Source organism: Companilactobacillus sp. HBUAS59699, assembly GCF_036913575.1.
GTDB lineage: Bacteria > Bacillota > Bacilli > Lactobacillales > Lactobacillaceae > Companilactobacillus.
Genome location: NZ_JAYKTV010000003.1, coordinates 178,992 through 190,754, shown reverse-complemented (window position 1 = coordinate 190,754; position 11,763 = coordinate 178,992). Strand labels below are relative to the sequence as shown.

The 11,763-nt window shown below is 36.2% G+C and carries 10 protein-coding genes; all 10 read right to left on the bottom strand.

The features are described 5' to 3' along the window. Nucleotides 1-35: 35 nt before the first annotated feature. Nucleotides 36-929 (bottom strand): aldo/keto reductase, encoded by an 894-nt coding sequence (locus tag U8519_RS07440; RefSeq protein WP_334329687.1) that lies wholly within the window; start codon nucleotides 927-929, stop codon nucleotides 36-38. A 155-nt stretch (nucleotides 930-1,084) separates the two neighbouring features. After that, a complete protein-coding gene (locus U8519_RS07435; protein WP_334329686.1) occupies nucleotides 1,085-1,366 on the bottom strand; it encodes a type II toxin-antitoxin system RelB/DinJ family antitoxin in 282 nt (93 codons plus the stop codon). Between the two features lie 105 nt (nucleotides 1,367-1,471). Further along, nucleotides 1,472-2,602, bottom strand: coding sequence for a GGDEF domain-containing protein (locus tag U8519_RS07430; RefSeq protein WP_334329685.1), 1,131 nt, complete (start codon nucleotides 2,600-2,602; stop codon nucleotides 1,472-1,474). Between the two features lie 172 nt (nucleotides 2,603-2,774). Beyond that, nucleotides 2,775-3,740 (bottom strand): type II TA system antitoxin MqsA family protein, encoded by a 966-nt coding sequence (locus U8519_RS07425; protein ID WP_334329684.1) that lies wholly within the window; start codon nucleotides 3,738-3,740, stop codon nucleotides 2,775-2,777. Then, on the bottom strand, nucleotides 3,733-4,113 hold the full coding sequence (locus tag U8519_RS11935; RefSeq protein WP_442892135.1) for a type II toxin-antitoxin system MqsR family toxin: 381 nt from the start codon (nucleotides 4,111-4,113) through the stop codon (nucleotides 3,733-3,735). Before U8519_RS11935 ends, U8519_RS07425 begins: the two co-directional genes overlap by 8 nt. 229 nt (nucleotides 4,114-4,342) lie before the next feature. Continuing rightward, entirely contained in the window at nucleotides 4,343-4,540 is a 198-nt protein-coding gene (locus tag U8519_RS07420; RefSeq protein WP_334329683.1) for a type II toxin-antitoxin system HicA family toxin, read from the bottom strand. 129 nt (nucleotides 4,541-4,669) lie between these two features. Beyond that, on the bottom strand, nucleotides 4,670-7,075 hold the full coding sequence (gene ppsA / locus U8519_RS07415; protein ID WP_334329682.1) for a phosphoenolpyruvate synthase: 2,406 nt from the start codon (nucleotides 7,073-7,075) through the stop codon (nucleotides 4,670-4,672). Between the two features lie 298 nt (nucleotides 7,076-7,373). Next, entirely contained in the window at nucleotides 7,374-9,293 is a 1,920-nt protein-coding gene (locus U8519_RS07410; RefSeq protein WP_334329681.1) for a cation:proton antiporter, read from the bottom strand. 141 nt (nucleotides 9,294-9,434) lie between these two features. Further along, a complete protein-coding gene (locus tag U8519_RS07405; protein WP_334329891.1) occupies nucleotides 9,435-9,806 on the bottom strand; it encodes a DUF2255 family protein in 372 nt (123 codons plus the stop codon). A gap of 269 nt (nucleotides 9,807-10,075) precedes the next feature. Then, nucleotides 10,076-11,536 carry an ATP-binding protein gene (locus tag U8519_RS07400; RefSeq protein WP_334329680.1) on the bottom strand — a complete coding sequence of 487 codons (1,461 nt, stop codon included), beginning with the start codon at nucleotides 11,534-11,536 and terminating at the stop codon, nucleotides 10,076-10,078. Between the last annotated feature and the right edge of the window lie 227 nt (nucleotides 11,537-11,763).

The window sequence follows — 11,763 nt, the reverse complement described above, 5'->3', positions numbered from 1 at the left end:
TCAGAAGTAGTTTTTTAGTATATATAATTGCTTGTCTAATCAAACAATTTATCAATTTGTTGATACTCGTCCTTACTCAACTGAACCTTCATTGAACCAGCGTTAGCAATCACTTGTTTTTCAACTCTGGCACCGGGAATAACTGAACTAATATCAGGATCAGCGATGTACCAAGCTAAGATGACTTGTGCAATTGTAGCCTCGTGCTTCTCAGCAATCACTTTGACTTCTGCCAAAGCATCGATGATGTGCTTGAATTCATCACTGCTGAACTGCTTGAACTTAGCTCCATCAGCGGCTGAATACTTGCCCGTCAACAAGCCAGAAGCTAATGGGAAATATGGCACGAAGGCGATATTCTGTTCATTCAAATACGGCAATAGTGTCTTCTCAGCATCACGGTGAACCAAGCTGTAATTATCCTCAACGATATCAACTAATCCATCACGGTTAGCTTCCTTGATCTGGTCGAGTGAAAAATTCGATACACCGATGGCTCTGATCTTGCCAGCTTGCTTCAACTCATTCAATGCGGCAACCGATTCATACTTTGGTGTCGTGTCATCTGGAAAATGAATATAGAAAATATCGATGTAATCAGTCTTCAAACGTTTCAAGGCATCATCGACTGCTTTCTTCAAAAATTCAGGATCATTATTGGGTTTGAAATCATTTTGAGGATCTTGCGCTGCCTTTGTGGCAATAATGACCTTAGAACGATCATAGTCTTGCAAGACATCCCCAATTATCTCTTCAGAACGGCCCTTACCGTACATGTAAGCTGTATCAAGTAATTCAATACCAGAATCCAATGCCTTGCGAACGACTGCATAGCCATCCTCATCTTTTAAATTCTCGAATAAATTGTGTCCACCAACTTTGTTAGTTCCTAATCCTAAAGCTGGAATTTCAAGTTTCTTGTTTGCCATACTGCATTCCTCCTGAAATATTCTATCTATTTTGACAATATCACAAACCCAGTTTAGACTATTATAATTTTTATGACAAAAATAAGAGACCATCAAAATTGATTCATCCATAGTAAAACAAAAAAATCGAAGTACATGAGATATGCCTTCGATAATCAATTATTTTTTAAGAATTTTGCAAGTTTTTCCTCAGAATCAATTTTTTTATACTGACCAGCGTCAATTTTTTTCTGAATTTCACGTTCTAACTGTTCTGACGGGGATAACCTTGTAAGTTTGAATGGAATACCATCTGTGGCAACGACTTTTTTGTAAAAAGCTGTCAGTGCAGAAGTGGTATTTAGTCCAACATCATTAAACACTTGTTCTGCTTGATCTACCAAATCTTTATCTAAATTGGCTTGAACACGCTTCTTCTCATGTGATTTCATATCCATAATAATGTCCCCTTTCATAGTGCTATTATACATACAACAGCAGTATATTTCACTCAAATAGAATCAAAATAAGAGACCATCAAAATTGATGATCTCTTATTTAATTTAATCCACTGTAATTTGCATCCGTCCATGACGCTTTGAATAATACAAATTCTTATCGACACGGTTATAAAAATCCATTGGTGATTTATCATCGTCAGTTATTTCGGAAACTCCGACTGAGATCGATATGCTGATCTCATCAGTATCATAATTGACTTTCATATGATTAATAGCTGAAAAAATTTGTCTGACTACTGTTTCAGTCTCCCTCAAACTATAACCTGGGAAGAGGATATTGAACTCCTCACCACCAGTCCGATAAAAACTGATAGTCGTATCATTCTCGTCCAATACTGTCTGTGTAACCATCGAAACGTGCTGCAAAACTCGATCACCAGCTAAATGTCCATACGTATCATTAACATGCTTAAAGTGATCAATATCAAACATCATCATCGTCAGCGGCTTGCCATCTTCATGACTCTGATCAAACATCTGGCGAACATCGTCCGTGTAGGCCGAGAAGTTCTCAGTATTAGTAAGCGTATCGTGACTAGCTAACCTAGCGAGTCTAACTTTGATAGCACTATCTTGTGAAAGCATCGAAATGTACATATATAGCAGGATTTCAAAGATGATCAAGTAGATCCATTCCTGAGCAAACGTCAACCATGTGATATGAAATTTCAGTCGCATCCAGAACCACAGTATGCCACCGAAGCTGATGCCTACCAGCATATAGCGCACAAACTCATTGTGCTTATCGCGATATCTAACTCGAATAAAATTCAAAATCCAAAAGAAAAACATTAAAGTAATTGCATGACCCCAAGATTGCCAATACCCAATTGAGTGGTTGAACACCATATAAACCAGTACGATCGGTACAAATGAATACAACGGAACGTGAATATTCAAAAAGTACGCACAGAACGTGACCGCAATCAGTTGAAAATTCATGAATTCCCACGAGACGCTCGTGCCAACAACTGAAGATTGAATGCTGAAGACAAACACCAGCATGTACAAGACTCCGTACCAGGAGTTCAAAGTATCGTCTTCGATATTAATATTCCACGAATGAGTCCCAGAAGTTATCCAATTGAAAGTAACACTATAGAGTGTAAATACACCTAGGACAAAGAAAACACTAGTTATGAATGGAGCTACCAGCCAGGTCGACCAAGTCATTAACAACCCTTCTTTTATTAGTTATTTTATAAAACTGTTAACACAATAAAACCTATATTAGTCTAATTATTGATAGATTAAAAGAGGCAATATATTATCGATTATATGAAATATTATCATTTTGCATAAAAAAATAAGACTATTGAATGAATCAATAGTCTTACCTGAGGGTTTAATTTAAATCAAAAGCATATTCATATGAAATAAACTTTTTAGACTTGGTTTCCTTATACGCACTTTCTTTATGAGAATACTCAGTAATCTTATTCGCATTAAATCCGTCAAATTTCTTAGATATTTTTTTTAATACATATAACTCATCATTGTTGAAGATAGAACTGTTGATACTTTTGTTAGTACGCAATTCTTCACCATGACCATTGTTGAAAGGAACAAAATCTATAATTCCATCATCCTTTAAAACTGAATAGAGTAATTCAAAATCATTAGGAACCGGGCCATAATGATCATGAATATATGTTGCTCCACTTATCGATGTAGTACTCTGTTGAAAAAATGTAAAATCACTATAGAACAATAGCTTATTAAGTCTTGTCTTTGATAGTCCTTTAGTTGTATTTGTAAAGTAAATAACCATATTCTTGAACTTATTAAAATCAAACTTTGTAAAGCCATCGTTAATATTAGGATGATTATTTTCATTGCTCAATAAATACGCTTTTAAAATCAAATCCTCTTTTAATTCATTTTTCATCCCTAACAAGACATTTTTCACTTTTTCTTGTTCATCATCAGATAAATTAGCCTTATTTATTTCAAAAAAAGATGTGAACGAACTTTCATCATTGATAAATTGCTGCAACAAATTACTTATACTTTCAGTTGGTAAAGAGCCTTTTTCATATCTAGCAACAGTTGCTGAACCAATGCCCAGTAACTTTGCCAGTGCACGTTGTGATAGCTTATATTTATTTCTAAATTCAACAATCTCTTCTGGAGTTACAATGTGATGATTCCTCCTATATTCATTAAACGCCATATTGATTGCCTGATTATCCAAATTATAATCAAAGACGATTTCGTTACTTTGATCATCTACAAGTGCATCTGCAACTACTGTGATATCAATATTTCGTACTTTAAAAACTTGTTTTCTTTTTTCAATATGATTACTCATCAACATCCCTCCTATGTTCGTACGACTTATTATATGGAAGCACAAAAGGTTTACGCGTCCTATGAAATGATAGAACTTTACAACTATCATTTTGAAATTTCAGTTTAATGTAAATTGTACATTTAATATCATCATCCAAAAAATAGATGAATTCCCAAATATCAGTTCCATCACCGTTGAAATCAGGACTGGGCCCACGATAATAATTGATTGGCGTAAGATCATTTAAAATATCGCAAGCATTATCCAAATTCATTCCAAGCTCTAAAAGTCCATCATATATTCTTGGAATCCATTCAATATGTTTAATAGAAATAGAATTCTTAACTTTGAACAAAAATAATACAATATTAGCTTTTTGGGTTATTACCATACTATTAATCCTTATGTTATTTTAACTACTTAATAGCTCTTTTGCAATCAATTGATAGCAAAATTATAACAAAGGTAAATTACCGCAGCAATATAAAAAAAATATAGATTATTATGAATAAAATTATTTCTTATGATTAACAAAAAATAATACCTAACGATAACTGTCGTTAAGTATTATTGAATTTGAAATTATTTAACTATTAGTCTGGCGGCATCAACAAAAAAGCCTAAGACTGCTTGATCCCAGCCTGCTTCAAGATCTTACTCTCAATACCATGTTCCAATTCCTTATCATTATGGATCGGTACCGGCAGTGTTACATTGGTGGTCGGATTGTACATTTTTAAGTGTGAACCATTTTGGGATTTTTCTACAAATCCATTTTGCTTTAATAATTTAACTATCTTGTGAGATTTTAGTGCCATAATATTTATTTTAGCTCCTTTTGAATAAACCCTATCACTACTAGTATCTCACAGTCAGGTTGATTAGTATGCTAAGTCGTCTTGTGCAAAAAAATAAGACCGCACATTTTGTGCGATCTTACAATTTTATTACCATTCATAATCTGTTGGATCTTGTAGGCCACGTCCTGTTGCCTTGTCCAACATAATTCTTTGTTCGAAGTGAGCAACGTTACGTTTTGTTTCTTTGACCATATCTGGGTTAACAGATACATAATCGATGCCACTTTGAATCAAGAAGTTAGTGAATTCTGGATACTCTGAAGGAGCTTGTCCACAAATTGAAACTGTCTTGCCATCTTTGTGTGCTGCCTTGATCAAGTGACGAATTGCACGTTTAACTGCTAGGTTACGCTCGTCAAACAATGGTGCGACTGTATCATTGTTACGATCACAACCAAGAATCAACATTGACAAGTCATTTGATCCGATTGAGTAACCATCGATGAATTGATTGAACTTATCAGCCAAGATGATGTTTGAAGGAATTTCAGCCATCATGTAAACCTTGAAGTTTTCGTTTCTGACTAATCCTTGTTCTCTCATGATCTCAGTGATCTTTTGAGCCTCGTCAACTGTACGAACGAATGGAATCATAACATTCAAGTTTGTTAGACCAAATTCGTTACGAACTTTCTTAACAGCTGCCAATTCTAGTTTGAAGGCCTCGATATACTTAGGATCGTAATAACGTGAAGCACCACGCCAGCCTAATAGATCTGATGGTTCGTGTGGTTCGAACTTGTCTCCACCTTTGAGGTTACGATACTCGCTTGACTTGAAGTCTGAAAGACGTAATACAACTGGTCTTGGTGACATTGCACGAGCAACCTTAGAAACACCGTCAGCAAGCATATTAACAACCTTGTCTGAACGTCCTTGCTCGATCAAGTATAGTGGATGTTCGTGAATGAATGATGTCCAGATGAACTCTTCACGCATGAGTCCGATTCCGTCAGCTGGAAGTGTTGAATACTTGTCAGCCAAGTCTGGGTCACCTAAGTTCATCATGACACCTGTTGCTGTTGGAGCAAATGTTTCAGCGGCAACTACTTGTCCAGCTGCTTGATTGTCTGAACTTGGTTTCTTCAGAAGTGAAGCAACTTTACCTTGATATACAACACCGTTCTTAGCATCAACTGTTACTACATCGCCATCTTTCAATACGTCTGTAGCAGCAACTTGTCTACTCTTAGTACCAACGATACATGGGATCTGCATTTCACGAGATACGATTGCGGCGTGGCAAGTCATACCACCATTATTAGTGATAATTGCGGCAGCCTTCTTCATAGCTGGAACCCAATCAGGTGATGTCATCAAAGTAACCAGGATCTCACCCTTCTTGAATTGGTCAATATCCTTAGGATCATCGATTACGTGAACGACACCGCTAGCCATACCTGGACTTGCTGGCAATCCACGAACAATAACTTTAGCATCTGATTCTGCAACCACATTATCATCTCCACTATCAGTATCTTGATCCTTATTCTTATTCTTCTGTGACCAGAATGTTTCTGGACGAGCTTGCACGATCCATAGACGATTTGTGTTTACATCCAGAGCGTATTCCATATCCATGTAGCAACCGTAGTGCTCTTCGATCTTCTTGGCATATCCGGCTAATTCGATAACTTGTTCGTCAGTTAGAACTTGTTTGTCTTGTAATTCTTCGGGAACTGCTTCTTCTTTAGTTCCTCCATCAGCTACACGTGACAATTGAATTGTTTGTTTAACAATATTTCTTTCAACGATCTTTTGTGAGGCTTTGTCAATTACGAAGTGGTTAGGTGTTACTTTACCTAGAACAATGTATTCACCTAATCCACGAATGGCATCGATGACGATCTTGGAATCATCACCGTTAGAAACATTAACAGAGAACATAATACCTGATGCCTTTGAGAAGACCATCATTTGAACAGCTGCTGATAATGCTACTTTCTCATATGGGAATTGTTGCTTGTGACGATAGTATGTAGCACGATCTGTGAAGAGTGAGGAGTAACATTCTTGAACACGATTTACTACATCATCGGCACCTTTGATGTTAAGATATGATTCTTGCTGACCAGCGAATGAAGCATCTGGTAAGTCTTCAGCTGTAGCAGATGAACGAATAGCAACGAATGGATCTTTTTGGCCAACCTTATCTGAAAGGTCAGCGTATGCTTTTTTGATTTCAGCTGCTAAATCGTCAGGCATCTTTGCGCCCACAATTAAATCACGAATCTTCTTGCAAGTAGCGTGTAATTCATCTGAATCTTCATAGTCTTTCATACTATTCAACAGTTCATTTACCTTGTCATTCAGTCCCGTCTCCTGCATGAAGTATCTATATGCACTAGCAGTAGTAGCGAAACCGTATGGTACTGGTAAGTCCATTGATGAAGTCATTTCTCCCAATGATGAAGATTTGCCCCCAACCAAGTTAACATCATCCCGATGTAATTCGTTGAACCATAAAACGTTTGCTGTATTGCGATCTGACATGAAATTACCTCCCTTTTATGCTTAAAGAATCAATAAAATATATTATGAAAACGTTTCCAATTACAACTTTATTGTAAGACACCTATGTGCAAAGTGCAATGAGGTATTTTAAAAAATTAAAATTTCACTTGTGTCTCAAGTCAAGTAGCACAAGCAATTGCGTGATATTTTTGAAATGTATAAAAAAAGGCCATACACAATTGTGCATAGTCTTCAAAATAAATTATTCAGTATGTGAATATTTTTGATTTTGTTTAATAATTTCTTTTCATGATAAATATGTTTGTATAGATTGAACTCAAGCAGAAAAATGCCTCTTAATATAAATCGTCTGTTGCAAACTAATATCGTACATAAAAGTTCTGCTTTGATTCAGTGTTATCTGTCCATCGAGGTAAATATTTCTTATGTAATCCATCTCTTGGGCAAATAGCTTCAAAACATAATATCTTTCAACGTTTGTCATTTCTTCAGAGATAGTCTCGTCATGTCTAGTTGAATAGATTCTCTCTAAAGTATTCACTTCCATCTGCTTATGCTGCGAATCCTGCTGATTCAAAAAATCCATAATGGGTTGATAGACGTGATCTTCAATGATCTTGCGTTCTGTCTGACGTTGCTCATCAGTCGATTCGACCCGCCTACTACTACTGATCAGCACTCTGGCCCAGTAAATAATAGCTGTCCATGGTCTAAGCGGCTGATTCAAGACATCCCTAACCACAACATCCAAGTGAAATGTCGCCACTTGTTTAGAAACTTGGCCTTGTTCAACTAATTGGTCAGTCATTCGTTTCTCCAGCTCCATAGTCTGCTGGTAGAGTGAATTCAACTTTTTCTGACTCATCCCCTGCAATCTTCTTTGGGTAACAATTATCGGCACGATGTAATTTTTGATATTCTTATCAAAATCACTATCCCGAACACTGATCAACATATGATCGACCATTTCATTCCAAGTCTTTTCTGACTTTACAGCTGCCTTTTCCTTTGTTGCCGGCAACAATAATGGCGTAACGAATATCGGTACCAACATACTCAAGGCAATGACAATAACCGTGATCAAAATTATCGCCGCCCGCAAACTAGTAGGAATACTCTTCAACGTTGTGGGAATAGAAAGCGCCATCATCAAAGTTACAGTTCCGTGCACCCCATTGACACTTGCCAATAGACTATTCACCAAATGATTATCACTAGCTGATTCATTGATCTTCACCAATCGGAAGTAGAACCAAACAAAGCGTAATAAGCCCAAAGCTAAATACAGACTAACTGCAATCAGGAGCAACGAACCAAAGTGAACACGTACATCAAACGACTGTGCGATAATCTTAGGCAGATTGATTCCTAAAATGACAAAAACCAATCCATTCAAAACCTCACTAATAATATTCTCAATTGAAAAAGTAGCATCTTGGATTCTGGCAGTACTTAACTGCCAATTTTTTTGTTCCCAAGTCCGTAACAATCCCGCGGCAACAACTGCCAAAATACCTGACATCCCTAACTCTTCGGCGATAAAGTAAATAATATATGGAATTGCCAAAATATACGGCACGATTACTGCGTTGATGTTCATTTCATGAGTGATCATCCAGCGACGGCTGGCCATGAAAATCCATCCTAACAAGAATCCTATAACTAATCCGCCAATGAAGACGTACAAAAAGTTACCAATTCCTTGAATAGCTGAGAAATGACCCGTAGCTAGAGTCGATGCCGCTAGGTTAAAGGCAACTAAGCCAGAAGCATCATTTAGTAGTGACTCATTCTCCAGTGCACCATCAACCCCAGACGGTAATTCGACCGCAGCGGTGATTGACTTGTAGGCGACAGCATCAGTCGGCGACAAGATAGCTGCCAGCATGAAGCCGCCAAACCAAGTCAGTTCAGGCGTTATAAAATGTGCTAATGCTCCCACGACTAAGATCGACATGATGACCAGATTTATCGCTAACGACAAAGTTGGCCTTAAAGAATACGAGAATTCTCCTAGATCGATCTTGCGACTATCACTAAACATCAAAGTTGAGATCACCACCAACAAGAACACCTCTGGTGGAAATTCAAAATTTGAATATAGTGGGAAAAATGACAGTAAAAGTCCGATCCCAATTTGATAAAAAGCTAGTGGAACCTTTGGAAACCTTTGAAACAGCATTTGAGCGGGAACCACCGCCAAAAGCATAATCATGATACCAAAAAATAAACTCATTTATTTTCTCCCTGATGGTATGTTTATGTTTTATATCATACCCCTTTTAAGGAACATTTTAGTAAAAAGGAACAAATCCACATTGTTAGATTTGCTCCTTCTTTTCAATTATTACTAAGGTCTTAATATTTGTTAAAACTGCTATCTAGGCAAAACTTGAATAGCCCCATGTGCTGGTTCGTCCGAGATCATTCTTTCTAATGAAGACTCACCAGTGTATTTATTCTTATAGGCGGCAGTAATTTTTTTGATCAGTGTTTCATCTGTTACCGATTTAAATTCCACATCAAAATCATGGCTCTCTATTTCTATCTCCCCAGATTGTTGAGTCACTGCAGCATGATACCACTTGGTTTTTTGACCATTCCATCCACGTGAATAAACCTTACCATCCACAACTACTTCCCAAATAGGTGAAACTTCTTCAAAAATTTTCAAATCTGGATTGAATGGTTTAATTGTTAGCGTCTTTGATTCTTCAAACATTTTTAACTGATCTTCATTCCATTGCATCAAAATGATACCCCCAAAAATAATTATCGAACATTAAATCATTTTAAATTTAGTGTATGGTCCCATCTTAATCTTGATGAATGGTTATGTGAAATACTTATTTTTTATTGTGAGTTATTCGGTTTGAGCATTGTTGGATGAAATATTTCTATCTCCTGGTATCTTCCAGTATTTCCCGAATATTTCACTTACCAATAATTGGATGAACCAACACATATCTCATCGCTGTACCTGCATCAATTTTCTTTAAGATGGAGGACATCCTAATACTATTTTATCAACCTATAATACTGATTAGGAGATGTGGGAGCTGATGCGACCCTCTCAAGTATTCCCATTTTTGTAAGTTTGTTCAAAGCATTTCTAACTGAACTCATACTATAGTTATCAACCACTTCATATAGTTCTCGTGTCCGAACACTACTATGTTCATATGCAAGTCCTACCGCTGCACGTTCAATAAAGTTTAAACTCTGCCAATCTTCTCCAATTCTTGATTCTAAATCGTCATTTTTTCTAAAAGAACGCATAATAATATTATTCTTTAAAATCAGATTAACGCTATTAGTATCGACCTCATAAATAGGATCATCTAAAAAGAATTTATTCATATCTTTATAAATTCTATCCACTCCTTCACCGAATTCACGTACCCAGCCAAAATCAGTTAATGCACGTGCAATGTAAGGATTTCGAGAGTAATGCGTTCGCCGAATATTCTCTGGTGTAACAACCGCCGGCAGACTACCTGGACTATGAATTTCTAGCCTATCATCAAACATAAGAATCCTAATATCATCTCCAGTATAATTATATCCTCGATGTACTACAGCATTAACAATTCCTTCAAGCCAAGCTCCTTTAGGATATTCGGGAACATCGATAAACTTACCTGATTCAATGTTCAAACTAGAAAAAGTTCTTAATTGAGCATTTAAAGTGTCACTTGTCTGTTTTAATATCCTGTCCAATGGACCTTCAATTCTAATTTGCTTAATAATATTCATATCAGAACCCGTTTTTGCTTCTCGTCCCTCATATCTAATAAACCTGATTCGCGCACCAGGAATAAAAGCGGTTGGATATTTTGAAAGTAGTAGTATACCCGCTACAGTTAATCGATAATGAATGTTATCATCCTTATCTCTAATTCTTTTCGCTAATCCTTTAGGAAAAAGCAAATCCCAAAGATTAGAACCTTCAAAATTATATAATTGTTTATATTTTTCAACCATTTCTTCATCCAAATCATCTAAAATAGCCTCGTCAATAATTTGACTCTCAAATGCCCTAATTCCCTTATCAAACTCCAAATTTTTACGTTCCTCAAATGAAGCACGATGGGTCTCATCACCCAATCTAAGATATACTTCATCTCTTTTATTCATATATAATTTGTCATCAGTTGGTTTAACTGTTAACAACCAAATTTCATCTGGAATTCCTTGAATATTAATTATCTTTTTAATATTTTTTTCTATTTTTATTGTTGGTACTATTCTCTGGGAACCGATTTGAATAATATCATTCTTTTTTTGATTTGAAAGTAAGTTTATACCCTCATATTTTTTGTCTTTAATTCCCAATGCAATCGTTCCGCCATCGGCATTTGCGAATGCTATCAAAATATTAGCAAGCTTATTCAAATAATAAGTGGCACTTTTACGATCAAATGTTTTCCCCTCTGGGATATTCAACAAATCTGTTTTCTCGTACTTTGGAATATTCAATAGCGTACCTCATATTTATATATATAATTTATATTTGTAATTTTACAAAATAAATTTGAACTTTGTAAAATTTGTGCAACTATGCAAATATAATCCCTACCTAGTAAAATTACTCTCAGCTCTACAATTATAGCTTCAACTCCGTAAAACTACCCTCAGCTCTACAACTATAACTTCAGCTCCGTAAAACTACCCTCAGCTCTACAACTATAACTTCAGCTCCGTAA

Coding starts and splice junctions, on each gene's coding strand:
- U8519_RS07440 (WP_334329687.1), bottom strand. CDS start 929: ATGGCAAACAAGAAACTTGAAATTCCAGCTTTAGGATTAGGAACTAAC.
- U8519_RS07435 (WP_334329686.1), bottom strand. CDS start 1,366: ATGGATATGAAATCACATGAGAAGAAGCGTGTTCAAGCCAATTTAGAT.
- U8519_RS07430 (WP_334329685.1), bottom strand. CDS start 2,602: ATGACTTGGTCGACCTGGCTGGTAGCTCCATTCATAACTAGTGTTTTC.
- U8519_RS07425 (WP_334329684.1), bottom strand. CDS start 3,740: ATGAGTAATCATATTGAAAAAAGAAAACAAGTTTTTAAAGTACGAAAT.
- U8519_RS11935 (WP_442892135.1), bottom strand. CDS start 4,113: ATGGTAATAACCCAAAAAGCTAATATTGTATTATTTTTGTTCAAAGTT.
- U8519_RS07420 (WP_334329683.1), bottom strand. CDS start 4,540: ATGGCACTAAAATCTCACAAGATAGTTAAATTATTAAAGCAAAATGGA.
- ppsA (WP_334329682.1), bottom strand. CDS start 7,075: ATGTCAGATCGCAATACAGCAAACGTTTTATGGTTCAACGAATTACAT.
- U8519_RS07410 (WP_334329681.1), bottom strand. CDS start 9,293: ATGAGTTTATTTTTTGGTATCATGATTATGCTTTTGGCGGTGGTTCCC.
- U8519_RS07405 (WP_334329891.1), bottom strand. CDS start 9,806: ATGCAATGGAATGAAGATCAGTTAAAAATGTTTGAAGAATCAAAGACG.